The organism is Solwaraspora sp. WMMA2059 (assembly GCF_027497315.1).
Taxonomy (GTDB): domain Bacteria; phylum Actinomycetota; class Actinomycetes; order Mycobacteriales; family Micromonosporaceae; genus Micromonospora_E.
In genome coordinates this window covers 6,042,438-6,061,452 of sequence record NZ_CP114908.1, presented here as the reverse complement: position 1 = coordinate 6,061,452, position 19,015 = coordinate 6,042,438, and the positions used below count along the sequence as shown (strand labels likewise).

At 69.8% G+C, this 19,015-nt stretch carries 13 protein-coding genes; 4 read left to right on the top strand and 9 right to left on the bottom strand.

Annotated elements, in window-relative coordinates; all coding sequences use genetic code 11:
• Positions 1 to 51: 51 nt before the first annotated feature.
• A complete protein-coding gene (locus tag O7553_RS27855) occupies positions 52 to 3,420 on the bottom strand; it encodes an MFS transporter (RefSeq protein WP_281552517.1) in 3,369 nt (1,122 codons plus the stop codon).
• A gap of 56 nt (positions 3,421 to 3,476) precedes the next feature.
• Positions 3,477 to 5,333 (bottom strand): hypothetical protein, encoded by a 1,857-nt coding sequence (locus O7553_RS27850; protein ID WP_281552516.1) that lies wholly within the window; start codon positions 5,331 to 5,333, stop codon positions 3,477 to 3,479.
• A 1,050-nt stretch (positions 5,334 to 6,383) separates the two neighbouring features.
• On the opposite strand from O7553_RS27850, the gene O7553_RS27845 reads away from it, so the two are divergent.
• From O7553_RS27845 to O7553_RS27830, 4 genes are all read left to right on the top strand, one after another.
• A complete protein-coding gene (locus O7553_RS27845; RefSeq protein WP_281552515.1) occupies positions 6,384 to 7,163 on the top strand; it encodes a PIG-L family deacetylase in 780 nt (259 codons plus the stop codon).
• A complete protein-coding gene (locus O7553_RS27840; RefSeq protein WP_281552514.1) occupies positions 7,160 to 8,125 on the top strand; it encodes a class I SAM-dependent methyltransferase in 966 nt (321 codons plus the stop codon). Before O7553_RS27845 ends, O7553_RS27840 begins: the two co-directional genes overlap by 4 nt.
• A gap of 94 nt (positions 8,126 to 8,219) precedes the next feature.
• Complete coding sequence (locus tag O7553_RS27835) at positions 8,220 to 8,672, top strand: SCP2 sterol-binding domain-containing protein (protein ID WP_281552513.1); 453 nt, start codon at positions 8,220 to 8,222, stop codon at positions 8,670 to 8,672.
• 94 nt (positions 8,673 to 8,766) lie between these two features.
• Complete coding sequence (locus O7553_RS27830; RefSeq protein WP_281552512.1) at positions 8,767 to 10,362, top strand: AMP-binding protein; 1,596 nt, start codon at positions 8,767 to 8,769, stop codon at positions 10,360 to 10,362.
• A 33-nt stretch (positions 10,363 to 10,395) separates the two neighbouring features.
• Here O7553_RS27830 and O7553_RS27825 read toward each other — a convergent pair whose 3' ends face one another.
• From O7553_RS27825 to O7553_RS27795, 7 genes are all read right to left on the bottom strand, one after another.
• A complete protein-coding gene (locus O7553_RS27825) occupies positions 10,396 to 10,671 on the bottom strand; it encodes a DUF2795 domain-containing protein (RefSeq protein WP_281552511.1) in 276 nt (91 codons plus the stop codon).
• Between the two features lie 64 nt (positions 10,672 to 10,735).
• Positions 10,736 to 11,995 carry a phosphoribosylamine--glycine ligase gene (gene purD / locus O7553_RS27820; protein ID WP_281552510.1) on the bottom strand — a complete coding sequence of 420 codons (1,260 nt, stop codon included), beginning with the start codon at positions 11,993 to 11,995 and terminating at the stop codon, positions 10,736 to 10,738.
• Positions 11,996 to 12,006: 11 nt separating this feature from the next.
• The gene (locus O7553_RS27815; protein WP_281552509.1) at positions 12,007 to 13,371 is read right to left on the bottom strand and encodes a nitrate/nitrite transporter; all 1,365 of its coding nucleotides are present in this window, start codon (positions 13,369 to 13,371) and stop codon (positions 12,007 to 12,009) included.
• 202 nt (positions 13,372 to 13,573) lie between these two features.
• Complete coding sequence (locus tag O7553_RS27810) at positions 13,574 to 13,948, bottom strand: Rieske (2Fe-2S) protein (RefSeq protein ID WP_281552508.1); 375 nt, start codon at positions 13,946 to 13,948, stop codon at positions 13,574 to 13,576.
• Positions 13,945 to 16,431 carry a nitrite reductase large subunit NirB gene (nirB, locus tag O7553_RS27805; protein ID WP_281552507.1) on the bottom strand — a complete coding sequence of 829 codons (2,487 nt, stop codon included), beginning with the start codon at positions 16,429 to 16,431 and terminating at the stop codon, positions 13,945 to 13,947. The genes O7553_RS27810 and nirB overlap by 4 nt, the downstream gene beginning before the upstream one ends.
• A gap of 1 nt (position 16,432) precedes the next feature.
• Positions 16,433 to 16,780, bottom strand: a complete 348-nt coding sequence (locus tag O7553_RS27800) for a molybdopterin oxidoreductase (protein ID WP_281552506.1) — start codon at positions 16,778 to 16,780, stop codon at positions 16,433 to 16,435.
• A 14-nt stretch (positions 16,781 to 16,794) separates the two neighbouring features.
• A complete protein-coding gene (locus tag O7553_RS27795; protein ID WP_281552505.1) occupies positions 16,795 to 18,984 on the bottom strand; it encodes a molybdopterin oxidoreductase family protein in 2,190 nt (729 codons plus the stop codon).
• Between the last annotated feature and the right edge of the window lie 31 nt (positions 18,985 to 19,015).

The window sequence follows — 19,015 nt, the reverse complement described above, 5'->3', positions numbered from 1 at the left end:
GCTCTACGAGTGGTCGGGTCGCCGCAGAGGCCGACCCGACCACCTCCATGTTCAAACCCGGGACTCGCTCGTCCGGTCCCCTTGATCGGCGGCCATTCCGGCCTGTTCCTCAGTTGCCGTCACGGGATCTCCCGGCCGGCCGTCGCGGCTCGCCGTAGCAGCCGTTGCCATCTCTGCCTGCTCGTCCGTCTGCTTGTTGCGTGCTTCGGGCGGCATCGGATGCAGCGGACGCAGGCCGAGAATCTGCAGCCGGCCAGGAAAGACGTTCAGTCGACCGAAGTCGTCCAGCCGGTTGCTGGTCCTGACGATGGACCGGCGGTGCCGTCTGGTCTCCTCGAGAATCCGTTCCCGAGCCAGCGGATCGAGCCGCGTGCCGGTCCGCGGATCGGTGCCCGCTCGGGCATGCCCCGGCTGGGCGAAGTCCGCCTCGCTGGCTCGCAGCCAGGCAGCGGTGTCCTCGCGGATGCCGTCGGCGAGTCGACGCACGGCAGTACCGTGGCTGGCTCCCTCGTCCTGGTCCTGCCAGTAGCGCAGAACCCGGGATGCGTGACCGATCATGCCCGTTGCGGAGCCCTCACTGAGCAGGAAACTGCCGTTTCCGAACGAGTCTCCGGCGACCACGCAGTTCGGGGCGACCAACGCGTCCCGCCCGATCCGCTCGACATTGCTGACCAGCTTTGGCGTGGCGAGGCTGAGGGTACGAACAAGCTCCTGGCGGGGGATTTCGGTAAGCAGCGGCACCTGGTCCAGGAAGTAGTCCCGGATCAGGTAGCGGTGCGCTCCGAAGTACTCAGCGGAGTCCTGACGGGTGATGGCCGGCACCATGCCCGCCTGGATCGGATCGAAAGTCCGGTAGTCCGGTACCTCCAGGATCGTCCAGCCGGTTTCGCTGAAGCCGTCGTGCCCGAGCGTGATCTGCCGCACCCAGTACTCGTTGCCCTGCTTGTCGAAGGTCGAGGCTATCCGCTGACGGGAGTTCGCCCCGACGTTTACCGCGATCAGTCCGACGATGTAGTCGGCTTGAGCCACGACCGGACCGCGTCCGTCCTGATGGTCGATCGTCACGATCTCCTGGGTGAACCCGAGTCGACTGGCGTCGGCACTCTCCACCCCCTCAGCGATCATGATCAGACCGGGGCTGCCGAGATCGACAGGTTCGGTGCCTCGGGCCCGGATCCGTCGGTAGCTGCCCTTCTCGTCGATCTCCCGGATGGCCTCGATCTGAACCCTCAGCCGACCGTCCGAGCCTCGGACGAACCCATGGTCCTGGGCCGGTTCCCGGCGGAGCCAGCGCCGCCATCCGCTCGGCCGGCTCGGCTCTGCCACCCGGTGGTAGGTGAAGAGGCGGCACCTCGGCTCCCGACCGGCAGCCAGGTCCATCCGTTCTATCTCCTCCAGGTACCGACGTAGCATGATCAGCAGATCTTCCGCGTTGACCTGGAAGGCGGGGGACTCCGCGAAGACCTCGTCCATCTCGCGTCCGACGGTTTCCGGATTCAGGTCCGGGTCCAGGGACGGCGCTGCCGGGTGCGTGACGGTGACGGCCCGATGCGGCTTTTCGTCCACCCACCTGTCGTCGACGAACTCCGCTGTGCCGACGTGTCCCCCGACGCACGAGTCAGCCCATCCGTACAGGATCTCGTCGGCCCGGGCCTCGGCGCCGTCCTCGGCATCGGGCCGGTAGAAGACCTCGTGGAGGATGAACGGATTCCCGTCGATCCGGCGTGGAATGCCCTCCGGGCCGTAGCGCTCACGCATCATCCGGTCGATGACCGCCAGATGGTGGTAGAGGTCGGCCCGGACTTTCCACTGCATCAGCGTCAGGTACGGGTCACCCCGCAGCTCGACACCGACCGCCCGTCGGCCGCTTGCGATCGTCCAGAGCATCGACATCATGTTGGTGCCGCCCAGGCCCACCGCGAGGAAGTCCGGATCGGCAGCGCCGGTCGGGTCGACCTGCCGGGTCGGCGGCGTCGATGCCGTCTCGTCCAGCGAGTCGGGCGCAGTCCTGGGTACCTCGCTCTCCACCGCGAAGGCGGCGAGCAGCATGGCTACGGCCATGGTGCCGAAGCCGACCAGAAACGCCATCTGGAAACCGTCGGTCAATGCGGCGGCCGTCGACTCACCTCGGGCTATGGCTGACTGCGTGATGTTGGCCGCTACTGGGGCCAGCACCGCCAGTCCGATCGCAGACCCCAGCTGCTGGGTGGTGTTGAGCAGGCCGGACCGAACCCCACTGTCCTTGAGCGTGGCGTCAGCCAGGGCGATCCGCAACACGGGGGGTGTCGCAAGGCCGGAACCGGTACCAATCAGCAGCAATGCCGGGAGTACGTCGATCCAGTAGTTGCCCTCCGTCGGGATTCGGGCCAGCAGCAGCAGGCCGACGGCCATCAGACCCATCGCGGGAAGAAGCAACGTCTTGGCGTCCCGCTTACGGGCGAGCCGGGGAGCGATCTTCAACGAGCCGACCCCGATCGCGATGGCGGCCGGCACGAACGCGAAGCCCAGTTCCATCACCGTGAAGCCGAGAACGTTCTGCAGGTAGAGGGCGCAGAGGAAGAACATCGCAGTCGGCCCGGCGACCATCAGGGCCAGGACGATGTTCGACCAGGCGACGTTGCGGGCGCGAAGTATCGCGCCGGGCATCAACGGATTTCGGGCCCGTCGCTGCCAGCGGACGAACACAGCCATCAGCAGCAGCGCCGCACCGGCGAGCAGCGTCGTCCGGAGCTCACTGAAATCGGCCTGCACGATGGCGGAGACCGCCAGCATCAACGAGCCGACCAGGGCCAACGCGCCGATCCAGTCGATCCCGTCACCGGCCGTCACGTCACGGACGTTGTCCAGCAGCCGGACCGCCGAAAGAATCGTGACAAGCCCGATCGGGACGTTGACGAAGAAGATCCAGTGCCAGCTCAACGACGCAGTCAGGGCTGCGCCTGCCAATTGGCCGAGCGCGGCTCCGGACGCAGCCACAAAGGCGTAGAAGCCGAGTGCCCGGGCCTGTTCCCTGGGTTTCGGGAACATGGTCACGATCATGCTGAGCACGACGGCGGTGGTGAACGCGCCACCCACCCCCTGCATGAACCGTGCTCCGATCAGCACGGCCTGGTCATTCGCCAGACCGCAAACGACCGACGCGGCGGTGAACAGGCCGAGGCCGCTGAGGAAGACCCGCTTCGTTCCGATCAGGTCACCGAGCCGGCCGGCGAAGAGCAACAGCCCGCCGAAGGGAATGAGGTACGCGTTCACCACCCAGGCCAGGTCGGCCTGGGAGAATCCCAGGCCGACCTGGATGGACGGGAGGGCGACATATACCGCAGAGCCGTCGACAACGGAAATCAGCACGCCTACGCAGAGCACGACCAGCGCGAGCTGCCGCTCCCGCAGGCTCCGCAGCGGCCGTGCTGTTTCACGCACGACGACCGTCTCGCCCGAACCGCCATAGGAGTCGCCGCGGGGTTGGCTGAGCAGGCTCACGATTCCGAACCGGCCCCGACCGCGACGGTCTCCCGAATGTCGCCACCCGTTGATGCGTCATCTTCGGTTGCGGGCATGACCCGCCGCTGTTCAGGATGGGTCGTCATCAGCGGCGGTAGTTCGCTGCTGTGCAGGCGACCGCTACGTACCGAGAGGCGTCGCCAGTCTGACGGGTCGAGCGGCACGAGCGAATGCCGGTGCCGACGGGTCGCGTCGATCGTGTTCGCCCGTTCGCTGGAGGCACGTCCGCTTTGTTTCTCGATCTCCTTGATCCGCTCCTCGCCGAAGTTGATCGGCACGGCCTGGCTGAACTCCTGGGCGCTGGCCTGGAGCCAACCGAGGGTGTCGGCCTTGATCTGGTCCGCCAAGGCCCGGATCGCCGCTGACCGGTCCATCCCGGCGTCACGTGCCTGCCAGTACCGCAGCACCCGGGAGCCGTGCCCCACCATGCCGGTGATCGCACCACCGCTGGTCATGAAGTGGCCGTTGCCGAAGGAGTCGCCGGCCACGACGCCGTTGGCGGCTACCAGTGCATCGGCGCCGATCCTCTCCACCAGGCTGAACAGCTTCGGACCGTAAGGAGCCTGGACCTTGTCGAGCTCCGCCACCGGGATCTCGGTGATCAGCGAGACCTGCTCCAGGTAGAACTCGCGCAACAACTGCTGATACGCGTTGAGGTACTCCTTGGCCCGTTTCGGTGTGCCGGCAGGGACCAGACCGGCCAGGATCGGGTCGAAAGTCTTGAAGTCCGGCACCTGGACCAGAATCCAGCCCACCTCGGGGTCGTCCTCGTGGCCTACCGCGATCTGGCGAACCCAGTACTCGTTCCCCTCGCGGTCGAACTCGGACGCGATCCGCCGCCGCAACCGGCCGCCGACGTGCAACTCGAGGTAGCCCGCGAGGTAGTCGGCCTGGGCGACGACCGGCCCTCGCCCGTCGTGGTGGTCGACCGCGACATCCTCCTGACGGAAGCCGAGGCGGTCGGCGTCACTGCTGTCGAAGCCTTGCGCGATCATGAACAACTCGGGGACGCCCAGGTCGATCAGCGGGGTGCCTGGCTTGCGGATCCGGCGGTACCGGCCGCGGTAGTCAAGCTCCTGGACCTCCTCGATGACCAGTCGTTTGCGCCCGTCCGGCAGGCTGACGAACCCGTCCTCCTGCCGCATCCATTTGAGGAAGCCGTCGCCGTCCCCCTCGTCGCCGATCGCGACCCGGTGGGAGAGGAAGAGGCGCACCCGCGGCGGGACGCCTGCGGCGATGTCCATCTCCTCGATCAACTCGAGGTAACGGCGCAGCATGATCAGCACCTCGGAGGCACCGGCCTGGAAGGTGGACGGACCGTCGAGGACCTCGAGGACATCCCGCCCGACCTTGCTCGGGTCGTGCTCGGCCGGTGGTTTGGCGGGCTGCAGAACGGTCAGCACCCGTTCCGGTTTGCCTGCCGACCACCGGTCGTCGATGAACTCGGTGTGGTGAATGAGCCCCGATACGTGCGAATCCTCACCGCCGGCGATGATCTCGTCGGCGTACACGTCGCCGGGATCGGTGACCGCACTGTAGAACGTCTCCCGGAGCTTGAAGAGCCGGCCGTCGCCCTTGCGGGGAATGCGCTCCTCGCCGTACCGAGCCAGCATCAGCTGGTCGATCAGGCCGAGATGATGCCAGAAGTCTTCCCGGATGTTCCAGTGGACACCGAGGGAAGGGTCGCCGCGCAGCTCGACGCCGACGCACCGGCGACCGTTGGCGACCGACCACAACATCGCCATCATGTTGGTTCCACCGAGCCCGAGTGCGACGAAGTCCGGATTGTGAATCCCGGTCCAGTCGATCTCGGTCTTCGTCCCACGCGACATCCGGGAACGCTCCGTCGGGTCGAGCGCGGTCGGCGGCCCTCCGCGCGACATACGTTCGACCAGGGAAGCTAATCGGAAATTCTTCATGGCCATTTCCCTCGACTCTCGAAATCAGATGTGACCTAAACAGTCAAGAGGGCTTTCGTTGGCCAGGGCGGCGATGGCACATTCCCAAATACACCGATCGACTACCCTCGGTCTACGTGCGCCCTCCGGTCCACGCACGGCACTGTGAGGCGAGCATGAATGACGCACTCAACGTCATGCACATGCACATCGGCGGCCAGGCAGCTCGGCACCGGCCAGCGGCATCGCCATCGGTCGATCGCATCGCCACCCAACGTTACGAGGCGTACACCCGGCCCTGACTTTAACAGCGGGATTGGGAAACGTCCACATGAGCAGTTTAGCCGGCCGACTCAACCCGGAATCGGCGGTCTGCCCGCACCCACGTGGACGCGTCCGATACTTAACGTATTCCCGACTGCTCCGGCATTCCACCGCCACCGCCATGGCCCTCGCCAGCCAGGTGGTCGGCGCACCTACCAGGCGCGCTGCCGCGCAACCTCGATCGCAGGCGCCGCCCATCGGGCCGACAACCGGCGCTGCGGACGGGTGCACCGGACGACTGCTGCCCGAAACGGCGCCCTGGCACCAGGCGTGGTGACCGGCAGGTACAGGAGTCGGGCGGTGGCGGCGGGACCACTCACTGGCTGCGCAGTCCAGGCAGTTGACGGCATCCGGGCCCGGATCGGCGCGGTCGGACCGAGGCGTACGGCCACCAGTGCAGATTCCACTTCGTACCGAGAGATCCGCACCAATTGAAATCGTACGGACATACTGGCAGATATGCGTGAACCGCCCATATCGGGCACCGACAAAGCCGCCATCGGATTGCTTGACGCTCATTCGGCTCCATCTTAGTATCAAACCCCGCCGGACTTTCGCCGCCACCCGACAAAGTCGACCTCGCTTGGGGATATCCGCTGCCACAATCGCTTCAAACGGTCCGACCCGGCCTCCGCCCACCATCCCTCGAAAAGGCGCTGAATGCCCGATCAGGACTACTCGGCGATAACGGACATCGTTGTCTCGCCGCATTTCGACGATGGCGTGCTCTCGGCAACCTCGGCACTGCATGCCGGGCGCTCCACACTCCTAGTCACCGTGTGTGGCGGCGCGCCGACCGAGGCCCATGAGGAAAGTCATGAGGAGTGGGACCGTCTGTGTGGCTTCGAGTCGGGTCCCGCCGCCGCCAAAGGACGGGCCGCCGAGGATCGTGCCGCCGCGGCGGTCGCAGGTAACCCGGTGATGCACCTTCCGGTCCCGGATGCGCCGTACCGCAGCGGCTTCCCGTCGGAAATGGTGGTGTCGGCACTCACCTGCCTGATCCGGCGGGACGTGCGGTTGTGGATCCCGGTCGGTATCGGTGACCACCCAGACCATGTCGGCACCCGGGACGCTGTTCTGGCCGCTGTCGCCGGAGCCGACGCCGACTGCCCGCTGATCTTCTACGCCGACTGCCCGTACGCGTTCGGCTCCGGCTGGGACGCACCCGATTCCGAGCGCCCTACCACCGACCGGTGGGAGCCGCAGCTGGCCACCCTCGCCCACCTCGTGGACGTGGCAAGCCCACGGATCGCCCGCCTCGACGACCCCACCATGCGGCTGAAGATCGCCATGCTCCGCTGCCACGCCTCGCAGCTGGCAGGTCTTGCCGTGGACCATCCCCACTTCCTGGCATGGGAGGGGCCGCTACGCCAGGAGGTCTTCTGGTCGACCTCCGCCTCCGTCCCAGCTCTGGAACCAACTCCCGGGAGTAGCGCATGATCGTCGGTGGTTCAGCCATTCACCCGGAACGTGCCGACACTGCGGCACTTCAGCAACTCGGCGACGCCATGCGGAAGGTGATCGGCGGCGGGCGGGAGACGCCCCTGGCCGATCTGCTCTGCGGCACCGCCGTCGACCCCGACGAACTGGCCGCCGAGATCGGCGCGGACTGCCGGCGAGTGCTGCTGGACAGTGGCATCGCACTCGACGACGGTCGGCAGCTGTCGTCCCCGCTGCGCGGCCACCAGTTGCACGGCGTCGTGGTGCTGACTGACCCGGACGTCGATGAGGACGTACAACACCGCTGGTACATCGACCCGCTCTGGGAAGCGGACCTGCTGATCCGGCTGATGCTCGGCCGCGGCGGCAGCCGTGCGCTGGACATGGGTTGCGGCTCCGGGGTGCTCTCCCTGGTTCTCGCCGACCGGTACGACGCAGTTCTCGGGCTGGACGTCAACCCGCGTGCCGTCGCCCTGTCCCGGCTCAACGCCGCACTCAACGGGCTGACGAATGCCACCTTCGACGAGGGGGACCTGTTCGAGCCAGCCGAGGGAAGGTTCTCCCGGATCGTCTTCAACTCACCGACGAACGAGGAGGGCAACGAGTTCGTTGACCTCCTCGAGGCCGGTGAACCGATCCTGCAGAAATTCTTCCGGGAAGTGCCCCGGAAGCTGGAGTCCGGCGGCGTTGTCGAGGTCAACCTCGCGATGAACGACTATCCGGGCGATCCCTTTCGTGAGCGGCTCGCCGACTGGCTCGGGTTGATCGAGCACGGGCTGCGCGTTCAGATTTTCGTCTCCCAGCGGCGGGCGACCGGCAACGGCGGCGAATGGAAGCGGGGATGGCTGGTGATCGCGCCGGGCCCGGTAGGCCTCGTCGAGACCGAGTGGCCGTACCACGACCGCTACGAGGAGGACCCGGGATCGCTGACCGGCGCGACGGACCAGCTGCTGGCGGGCTGACCTGCCCGATCTACGTCAAGCCCACCGGCCAAACCTACCGACGCGTAACATTACGCTAAGGTAGGCCCGACGTTCCGATCTGGAGGGGTATGCGATGACCGAGTTCGACCCGGCCAACTTCGCGTCCATCGACGCCAAGGAGTTCAGCAAGCTGGTCAAGACCACCCCGGATTCCAAGATCGCCGAGGTGATGCAGGGCGACCTGCGCGGCAAGGTCCTCGACGAGGTGTTCAACCGGATGCCCACCCTGTTCCGTCCGGAGAAGGCCGGCGCCACCAGCGCGGTGATCCACTGGAACATCACCGGCCGGCCGGACGGCGGCACCGACACCTACGAGATCGTCGTCGACAACGGCACCTGCGTGGTCTCCCCGACCGCCGAGCGCGAACCGCGACTGAGCCTGACCCTCGGACCGGTCGACTTCCTCAAGGTCGTCGCCGGCACCGCGAACCCGATGATGATGTTCATGACCGGCAAACTCAAGGCAAAGGGCGATCTCGGACTCGCCGCCCAGATCCCCAACCTGTTCGACATCCCCAAGAGCTGACCGCCGATCCGTAGCCCCGCCTGATACGTGTCCTGTATCAGCGGGGTCGACCATCCCTCCGACCGGTCACGCCCGCAGCTGGGGGTGTGTGCCGGTGGACCTGCCGTTCCTGATTTCCACGCTGACCCGACGCGGGGTGCTCACCCCCGGCTCGCCGGTGCGGACCGTCGCCCAACTCGCCGCACTGCGTCGCTGGGGGTTCACCCTCGTCGGCGAACTGCGCCAGGCCGCCGCCCGCGATCCGCACCGGGTCGCGCTGATCGACGACGGCGGACAACAGCTGACCTACCGAGAGCTGCTCGACCGCGCCGAGCGGCTGGCCGGAGCGCTACGTACCGCACTGGATGTTTCCGCCGGGGACCGGATCGGCCTGCTCTGCCGCAACCACCCCGACATGGTGGCCGCGATGGTCGCCGCCGGGCTACTCGGCGCGGACACCGTACTGCTGCACACCGGGCTGGCCGGGCCGCAGCTCGCCGCCGTCGCCGACGAGCAACGGCTGCGGGTGCTGCTGCACGACCGCGAGTTCGGCGAGCAGGTGGTCGAGGTCGACACCGGGGTGGTCCGGGTCGACGAGACCCGGGTGGCGCAGCTGTTGCGCGACGCTCCGACGGACACCCGGCTGGAGCCGCCGCGCCGCGACGGCCGCACCATCGTGCTCACCTCGGGCACCACCGGCACTCCGAAGGGTGCCCGGCGACGCACCCCGACCGGGTTCGGACCGCTGGCGTCGATCATCGACCGGATCCCGCTGCGGGTCCACGACCGGATCATGATCGCCACACCGGTCTTCCACACCTGGGGGTACGCCGCCCTGCAGATCGCGTTCGCGCTGCGGGCCACCGTGGTGCTGCACCGGCGCTTCGAGCCGGCCGCCGCGCTGGCCGCCGTCGACCGGCACGACTGCACCGCGCTGTTCGCCGTACCGGTGATGCTGCAACGGCTGCTGCACGACGTACCGGCGCCGCGGCAGCGGCCCACCGGGCAGCGGCCCACCGGGCTGCGGGTGGTCGCGGTCAGCGGTTCGGCGCTCGGCGGCGGCATCGCCACCCGGTTCATGGACCGCTACGGCGACGTGCTCTACAACCTGTACGGGTCGACCGAGGTCTCCTGGGCGGCCATCGCCACCCCGGCCGACCTGCGCCGGGCACCGAACACCGCCGGCCGTCCGCCGTACGGCACCCGGCTGGCGGTGCTCGGGCCGGACGGCGAACCGGTGCCGACCGGACAGGTCGGGCAGATCTTCGTCGGCAACGAACTGCTCTTCGACGGCTACACCACCAGCGACGACGGCGCGGCCGAGCGCCGGCACGGGCTGCTCGGCACCGGCGACCTCGGCCACGTCGACGCCGACGGGCTGCTCTTCGTCGGCGGCCGGGCCGACGACATGATCGTCTCCGGCGGGGAGAACGTCTTCCCGTCCGACGTCGCCGACCTGCTGGCCCAGCTACCGCAGGTACGCGAGGCCGCGGTGGTCGGCCTGCCCGACCCGGAGTACGGCCAGCGGCTCGCCGCGTACCTGGTGCTGCATCCGCAGGAGACGCTCGACGCCGAGGCGGTCCAGGAGTACGTGCGCCGCTACCGCGCCCGGTTCGCCGTCCCCCGGCACGTGATCTTCCTGTCGGCGCTGCCGCGCAACGCCGCCGGCAAGGTTGTCACCCGGGACCTGCCCCGGCCCTCGGGCAGCTGACCCCCCCGGCCCGGACTTGGTGAACCCCGGCACTTACGGCTGGCGCAGATGCTGGGCCACCCGCTGGTGGTCCCGGAACCGCGCCCGCGCCGCCCGCTGGGCCGGGTCCTGCTCCGGCGCGGCGTCGATGTGCGCCGAGCGGGCCGCCTCCGCCCGGTTGGCGTACTCGACCGGCGGCAGGCCGCGCAACGCGCGTACCACGCCAGGGCTGGCGCCGACCCGCCGCGCCTCCGCGACGATCTGTTCCTTGTCGGCGGGAAAGTCCAGCTCGTTCAGGCTGTCCAGTACGTCCTGGTAGCTCGTCCCCATGCGCCGGGGCGTACCCGCCAGGCGGGCCGCTATCCGGCCGGCACGGGGTGATCCGGCACCCGGGTCAGGGCAGGGTGATCCGGCCTTCGGCGGCGGCCAGGGCGATGTCCGCCCGGAAGTGCCCACCGGGCAGGTCGACCCCGGCCAGCAGCCGGTACGCGGCGTCCCGCGCGCCGACCAGGTCGGCGCCGACTCCGGTGGCGCTGAGCACCCGACCACCGGCCGAGACGAGCTGCCCCGTGGCGTCGCGGGCGGTGCCGGCGTGGCTGATCCCGGCCTGCCCGGCACCGGTGATCACATCGCCGGTGATCACGTCGCCGGTGCGGGCCGCCGCCGGGTAGCCGGCCGACGCGAGCACCACGGTCACCGCTGCCCCGTCCCGCCAGCGCAGCGGCGGGTGGTCGGCGAGCGTACCGGTCGCCGCCGCGTGCAGCAGGCCGGCCAGCGGGGTCTCCAGCAGCGCCAGCACCACCTGGGTCTCCGGGTCGCCGAACCGGGCGTTGAACTCGATCACCCGGGGGCCGGCGGCGGTGACCGCCAGCCCGACGTAGAGCAGCCCGGCGAACGGGGTGCCCCGGTGGCGCATCTCGGCCAGCGTCGGGTGCACCACCTCGGTCATCACCTGGTTGACCAGGTCCGGCGGTGCCCACGGCAACGGCGCGTACGCACCCATGCCACCGGTGTTCGGGCCGGTGTCGCCGACACCGACCCGCTTGAAGTCCTGGGCCGGCAGCAGCGGCACCGCCGCCGTGCCGTCGGTGACGACGAACAGCGACACCTCCGGCCCGGCCAGGTACTCCTCGACCACCACCTGCCCGCAGGAGTCGGCGTGGGCGAGGGCGGCGGCGCGGTCGTCGGTCACCACCACCCCCTTGCCGGCGGCCAGCCCGTTGTTCTTCACCACGTACGGGGTGCCGAAGGCGTCCAGCGCGGCGGCCACCTCGTCGGCGTTCCGGCAGGTCACGGCGCGGGCGGTCGGCACCCCGGCGGCGGCCATCACGTCCTTGGCGAAGCTCTTGGAGCCTTCCAGTACGGCGGCCGCGCCGGACGGCCCGAAGCAGGCGATGCCCTTGGCGCGTACCGCGTCGGCGACCCCGGCGACCAGCGGTGCCTCCGGACCGACCACGACCAGGTCGGCCGCCACCTCGACGGCGAGGGCGGCGACCGCCTGCGGGTCGGTGGCGGTGACCGGGCGCAGCTCGGCCACCGCCGCTATGCCCGGATTGCCCGGAGCGGCGATCAACTGGTCGACGGCGGGGTCGGCGGCCAGGCTGGACGCGAGCGCGTGCTCGCGTCCGCCGCTACCGATGAGAAGTACGCGCACGACGCCCGATCCTAGACGCCGGCCTGCGCCATCCGGGAACCCCGCCGCAGATAGGCGAACCAGGTGACGGCCAGCATCACCACGAACAGCACGACGTAGAAGCGCAGCGCCGGCTCGATGTTGCCGTACGTCGACTTGGCCCAGGCGTAGCAGATCGGCACCAGGAAGCCGCCGAACGCGCCGACCGACGAGATGATGCCGAGCGCGCCGGCCGCCTCCCGGCGCATCCGCAGCATCGTCTCCGCAGAGCCGCCGCGGTCCTCACCCTTCACCCGGAAGATCTTCGAGATCATCCGGTACGTCGACCCGTTGCCGATGCCGGTGGCGACGAACAGCACCATGAAGCTGACGAAGAAGACGCCGAGGTTCTGCTGCTGCACCGCCCACAGCGCGGCGTAGGCGCCGGCCGCAAGGACGACGAAGCTGGCCGCGGTCACCCGGGCGCCGCCCATCCGGTCGGAGAGCCGACCGCCGAGCGGCCGGGCGACCGAGCCGATCCCGGCGCCGAGGAACGCCCAGCCGAGCGCGATGTCCGGCCGGTTGAACACCGCGTTCAGCAGGGTCGGGAAGGCCGCCGAGTAGCCGATGAACGAGCCGAACGTGCCGATGTAGAGCAGCGACATGATCCAGGTGTCAGGGTGGCGCAACGACGACCAGACCGGTTCGACGTCCGCTTTCGCCTCGGCCAGGTTGTCCATGTAGAGGTAGGCGCAGACCGCCGCGATGACCGCCAGCGGGATGTACATCAGGCCGGCCCGGGACAGCGCCAGCCCGCCGCCGAGCACGATCACCTTCGGCACCAGGAACTGCACCACCGCGACGCCGATGTTGCCACCGGCGGCGTTCAGGCCGAGCGCCCAGCCCTTTTCCCGTTCCGGGTAGAAGAACGAGATGTTGGCCATGCTGGATGCGAAGTTTCCGCCGCCGAATCCGGCTGTCGCGGCGATCATCAGAAGGGTGCCGTACCCGATTTCCGGATTGTTGACCGCCCAGGCGAGACCGGCGCACGGGATGATCAGCAGCAGGGCGGAGACGACCGTCCAGTTGCGGCCGCCGAAGATCGGCACCGCGAAGGTGTACGGCAGCCGCAGGAACGCCCCGACACCGCTCGGTACGGCGGTCAGCCAGAGCGTCTGGCTGACGCTGAGGTCCCACCCGGCGCTGCTCAGCCGCACCACCACGATGCTCCAGAGCAGCCACACCGAGAAGCCGATGTGTTCGGCGAAGATGGAGAAGATGAGGTTGCGCCGGGCCACCGGCCGGCCCACCGTACGCCAGAAGGTGGGGTCCTCCGGCTCCCAGTGCGCAATCCACCGTTTCCGGTTCTCCTGCGGGCGGGTCTCGATGGTCTCCGCGTTGACTGTCTCGTTGGCCATCAGGTTGGCTCCTTAGCCATCGGGTGCCGTAGGGTGGCGATCGAGATGCTGCCGAGCGACGTTTCCGGATCGGCGATGATCGGACGTCTACCGGGGTGGCATTGGGGAGTCAGGTTATGAACCGAATGTTTCCTGGCGTGGAAAACGGTGATGTCGGAGCGTGGTCATGGTTCGCACCGGGCCGGCCCCGACGTTGTGAGATCTACCGGCCGGCGCCACCGGCAGGCGGTACCGGAACCCGTGCCGCCGGCACCGACACCCACACCGTGCCGGCTGGGTCCTGCCGGACCGGGTAGCTGCGCAGTGCCGGCTGCCCGGTGCGCGAGCACCCGGTCGCCAGCTCGAAGACGTGCTGGTGCAGCGGGCAGATCACCACCTCGGCGTCGATCAGCCCGTCGGCGAGCGGGCCGCCGGCATGCGGGCAGACCGCCGCCACCGCCCGCAACTGCCCCGACGTCAGCCGGAACACCGCCACCAGGTCACCTGCGACCGGGTAGGCCCGGCCCTCGCCGGGTGGGATGTCGTCGCCGGGTCCGATCCGGTGCTCGATCAGCCGGCTGTCCTCGACCGCGGTCACGACCGGCTGCTCTCGGCGCGGACCGGTACCGCCGGCAGCGGCACCAGCGGCAACGCGGTCCGGAACTGGCCCGGGGTCGCCGGGGCGTCCCGTTCCCGCCACGGATCCCGGTAGCCGGCCACCGCCGCCGCCATCCGTTCGTCGAGTCCGGGGCCGAGCCCGTCGACGTCGTCGACGATCAGCTCCCGCAGCCGGTCGACGCCGACCCTGGGCACGAACGCGTAGGTGCGTTCCAGCCAGTTCGCGTTCTCCCGGTAGTACTGCAGGAACCGGCCGGTCAGCGTCATCACCTCATCCGGCGCGTCGACGGTGGCCAGCAGGTCGCCCTTGCGTACGTGGGCACCGGCCGCGCCGCCGACGTAGATCTCCCAACGGCCGCCCTCGATCGCGACCACCCCGAGGTCCTTGACGTACGCCTCGGCGCAGTTGCGCGGGCACCCGGTGACCGCCAGCTTGAGTTTGCCCGGCGCCTCCAGCCCCTGGAACCGTTCCTCGATCGCGATGCCGAGCGCGGTCGAGTCACCCAGGCCGAACCGGCAGAATTCGCTGCCCACGCAGGTCTTCACGGTCCGGAAACTCTTGCCGTACGCGTACCCGGACGGCATGTCCAGGTCGGCCCACACCTGCGGCAGGTCCTCCTTGCGGATGCCGAGCAGGTCGATGCGCTGCCCGCCGGTCAGTTTGACCAACGGCACCTGGTGCTTCTCGGCCACGTCGGCGATCCGGCGCAGCTGGGCCGGGGTGGTGCAGCCGCCCTTCATCTGCGGCACCACCGAGAAGGTGCCGTCGCGTTGGATGTTGGCGTGCACCCGGTCGTTGATGAACCGGGCGCCGCGCTCGTCGACGTACTCGTCGCCCCACATCATCCGCAGCAGCGACACCAGCCCCATCTTGCTCCTGGCGTCCTCGCGGCCGTCGGCGAGCGCCTCGAAGACCGCCGACACGCTGCGCAGCCCACGGGCGCGGATCTCGGCCATCAGGGTCGGCTTGTCCATCGGCACCCCGGGCACGTACCAGTTGGCCGCCGGGTCCTCCCCGACCTCGCCGCCGGCCGCCCACTCGACGATCTGGCCGACCAGGCTCTTGCACGAGCCGCAGCCCTTGCCGGCCCGGGTGGCGTCCATCACCCCGGTCACCGTGCGAACCCCGCCGGCGACGGTGGCGACCAGCGTGCCCTTGCTGACCCCGTTGCAGTTGCACACCTGGGCGTCGTCGTCGAGTTCGGCGGCGGACACCTCGGCCGACGGCCCGCCGAGGTCGAACAGCAGCCGGACCCGCTCCTCCGGTAGCGGCGAACCCCGGTCGAACGCCTGCATCAGGAAGCCGACCTTGCCGACGTCGCCGACCAGGGTGGCACCGATCAGCCGGTCGTCGCGGACCACCACGCTCTTGTAGACGCCGCGCCGGGGTTCGGCGAAGACCACGAACTCGTCGTCGTCGCGTTCCGGCGCGGTCACCCCCATGGCGGCCACGTCGACCCCGGCGACCTTCAGCTTGGTCGCGGTCCGCGAGCCGTGGTACGCCGCCGTCGGGTCGGTGCCGGTGAGCTGCCCGGCGAGCACCTTCGCCTGGTCCCACAGCGGCGCAACCAGGCCGTACGTCTGCCCTCGGTGCTGCACGCATTCACCGACCGCGTAGATGTCCGGCTCGTCGAGCACCCGCAGGTGGTCGTCGACGACGATGCCCCGCTCCACCGGCAGGCCGCTGACCTGCGCGAGCGTGGTGTTGGGTCGGATTCCGGCGGCGATCACCACCATGTCGGCGGCGAACGTGCGCCCGTCGGCGAGCCGGACCCCATCGACGGCGTCCCGGCCGAGGATCCGCTCGGTGCGGGCCTTGGTGACCACGTCGATACCGAGCCGTTCGACGCTGCGCCGCAGGATGTCTCCGCCGGTGGCGTCGAGCTGGGCGTTCATCAGGTGCCCGGCGGCGTGCAGCAGGGTCACCGACACGCCGTACTGCTGCAGGCCGCGGGCGGCTTCCAGGCCGAGCAGGCCGCCGCCGATCACCACCGCCCGCTCGTGGTCGCGGGCGTAGCGGATCATCGCCCGGGTGTCGTCGAGCGTGCGGAAGGTGAACACTCCCTGGTGGAAGCCGCGTCGTGGGTGGTGGGCGCCGTCGATCGGCGGCACGAACGGCACGCTGCCGGTGGCGATCACCAACTTGTCGTACGGGGTGACGGTGCCGTCGACGGCGTGAACAACCCTGGCGAACCGGTCGATCCGGGTCACCTCCACCCCGGCCCGCAGGGCGATGCCGTTCTCCTGGTACCAGGGCAGGCTGTTGAGGAAGATGCCGTCCTCTTCCTCGGCGCCGGAGAGCACGTTGGACAGCAGGATCCGGTTGTAGTTGCCGTACGGTTCGGCGCCGAACATGGTGATGTCGTACCGATCCGGGCCGACCCGGTCGATGATCTCCTCGACGGTACGGGCACCGGCCATGCCGTTGCCGACCACCACCAGTCGCGGTCGTCGCTGCGTCACCTCACACCTCCACCAGGCCGAGATCGAGCACGACGGTGCCGGTGACGCCTTCCGGCGCGGCGAGTTGCAGCTCCACCACGGTGCCGGCGACCAGGTCCTCGACGACCCGCAACGGCACGTGCACCGCGTCGCGGGCGCCGATCGGGAAGTAGCGCATCGGGTCGCCGTCGCGCAGCAGCAGGACGTAGACCAGCTCGCCGCTGCTGTTGCCGCCCCGGAAGTAGACGGTCTGCGTGACCAGCCCGTCCGGCACCGTGTAGCGCAGGCTGCCATCCAACGGCAGCGGCGTGTCCAACCCTTTGCCGTCGAACGCGAACACTCCTTGCAGGAAACGTGGGGTCGACTGCATCGTGGGTCCCTTCGTCAGGTGGCGGAATCGTCGGGGGCGGCGCTGCTCGGGCCGGCTCCGACCGGGCCGGTGGTGGCCCGGCCGGCTCCGTCGGGTCCGGCGAAGCGGCGGACCGCCACCGCGCAGACCTTGAACGCCGGCATCCGGGAGTGCCGGTCCAACGTCGGATCGGTCAGGGCGTTGGCGCTGGCCGTGCCGCCCCAGTGGAACGGCACGAAGACGGTGTCCGGCCGGATGTGCTCGGTCAGGTACGCCCGGAACACCGCCCGGCCCCGGCGGGTGGTCAACTCGACCAGGTCTGCGGTGCCGATGCCGAGCCGGCGGGCCAGGTCCGGGTGGATCTCGGCCTTCGGGTCGCTGGCGGTGCTGGCCAGCGACGGCGAGCGGCGGGTCTGGTTGCCGCTCTGGTACTGGCCCATTATTCGGCCGGTGGTGAGCAGGTACGGGTAGCTGCGGTCGGGCAGTTCGGCCGGATCCCGGTGCTCCACGCGGATGAACCGGGCGCGCCCGTCGGGGGTGGCGAACCGTTCGGTGAACAGTCGCGGCGTACCCGGATGGCCGCCGGCCGGGCACGGCCAGAACACCCCGTCCTCGGCCTCGATCCGCTGGTAGCTGATGCCGGCGTAGTCGGCGATCCCGCCGGCGCTGGCCCGGCGCAGCTCGTCGTAGACGGTCTGCGGGTCGGTGGAGAAGTGTTTGCCCCGGCCGAGCCGGTCGGCGAGCGCGGCCAGCACGCTCAGGTCGTCGCGTACCCCGTCCGGTGGTGGCAGCACCCGGCGGCGGCGCAGCACCCGACCCTCCAGGTTGGTCATGGTGCCGTCCTCCTCCGCCCACTGGGCGGTGGGCAGCACCACATCGGCGACGGCGGCCGTCTCGGACCGGAAGATGTCCGACACGGCGAGGAAGTCCAGCGCGGCCAGCCGGTCGGCGACCCGGTCCCGGTCCGGCGCGGAGACCAGGATGTTCGAGGCGAACACCAGCATCGTGCGCACCCCGTCGGGGGTGCCGATCCGGTCGATCATCTCGGTGGCGGAGACCCCGGGGCCGGGCAGGTCGGCCGGGTCGACGCCCCACACGGCGGCGACGTGGGCGCGGGCGGCCGGGTCGTCGAGGCGCCGGTAGCCGGGCAGCTGGTCGGCCTTCTGGCCGTGTTCCCGGCCGCCCTGGCCGTTGCCCTGCCCGGTGATGGTGCCGTAGCCGCTGCCGGGCCGGCCGGGCAGGCCGAGGGCGAGGGCGAGATTGATGTACGCCTGCGCGGTGTCGGTACCGCTGCTGTGCTGCTCGGCACCGCGCGCGGTGAGGATCATCGCGGTCGGCGCGGTGGCCAGCGCGTGCACCGTACGCTGCAGCAACTCCTCGGACACGCCGGTGATCCGTTCCACCCGGTCCGGCCAGTAGCCGGCGACGGCGGTGCGGACCGCGTCGAACCCGGTGGTCCGGTCCCGGATGTACGCCTGGTCGACGTGGCCGGCCCGGATGGCGATGTGCAGCAGCCCGTTGGCCAGGGCCAGGTCGGTGCCGGGCGCCACCGGCAGGTGGATGCCGGCGCCCCGGGCGGTCGCCGAGCGGCGCGGGTCGGCGACGATGTGGACCGCGCCGGCGGCCCGGCCGGCGTCGAAGTACTGCATCGCCGGTGGCATGGTGTCGGCCGGGTTGCCGCCGACAACCAGCACCGCGCGGGCGTCGGCGATGTCGGCCAGCGGAAACGGCAGGCCTCGGTCGATACCGAAGGCCCGGTTGCCGGCAGTGGCCGACGACGACATGCAGAACCGGCCGTTGTAGTCGATGTGCGGGGTACGCAGTCCGACCCGGGCGAACTTGCCGAGCTGGTACGCCTTCTCGTTGGTCAGCCCGCCGCCGCCGAACAGGCCGACGCTGGCCGGTCCGTACCGGTGCTGGCTGGTCTGTATGGCGGCGGTGATCCGGTCGAGGGCCTCGTCCCAACTGGCCGGGCGCAGCGGGCTGCGCCGGTCGGCCGGGTCGGCGCGCACCAGCGGGGTGAGCAGTCGGTCGGGGTGGTCGAGCAGTTCCGGCGCGCTCCAGCCCTTGGCGCAGAGCCCGCCCCGGTTGGTGGGAAAGTCCGCTGGCTCGATGACGGGCGGTCGGGGCGGCGCCGGCCGCATCCGTACGCCGCACTGCAGCGAGCAGTACGGGCAGTGGGTCAGCACGTTCCCGACCAGGTCGGGACTGCCGTGGTCACCCATCGCCCAAGAGTGGGAAATCGACGTTGCACTA

Excerpts from the sequence above, each read along its gene's own strand:
- O7553_RS27850 (WP_281552516.1), bottom strand. The coding sequence starts at position 5,333 with ATGTCGCGTGGGACGAAGACCGAGATCGACTGGACCGGGATTCACAAT.
- O7553_RS27845 (WP_281552515.1), top strand. The coding sequence starts at position 6,384 with ATGCCCGATCAGGACTACTCGGCGATAACGGACATCGTTGTCTCGCCG.
- O7553_RS27840 (WP_281552514.1), top strand. The coding sequence starts at position 7,160 with ATGATCGTCGGTGGTTCAGCCATTCACCCGGAACGTGCCGACACTGCG.
- O7553_RS27835 (WP_281552513.1), top strand. The coding sequence starts at position 8,220 with ATGACCGAGTTCGACCCGGCCAACTTCGCGTCCATCGACGCCAAGGAG.
- O7553_RS27825 (WP_281552511.1), bottom strand. The coding sequence starts at position 10,671 with ATGGGGACGAGCTACCAGGACGTACTGGACAGCCTGAACGAGCTGGAC.
- O7553_RS27815 (WP_281552509.1), bottom strand. The coding sequence starts at position 13,371 with ATGGCCAACGAGACAGTCAACGCGGAGACCATCGAGACCCGCCCGCAG.
- O7553_RS27800 (WP_281552506.1), bottom strand. The coding sequence starts at position 16,780 with ATGCAGTCGACCCCACGTTTCCTGCAAGGAGTGTTCGCGTTCGACGGC.
- O7553_RS27795 (WP_281552505.1), bottom strand. The coding sequence starts at position 18,984 with ATGGGTGACCACGGCAGTCCCGACCTGGTCGGGAACGTGCTGACCCAC.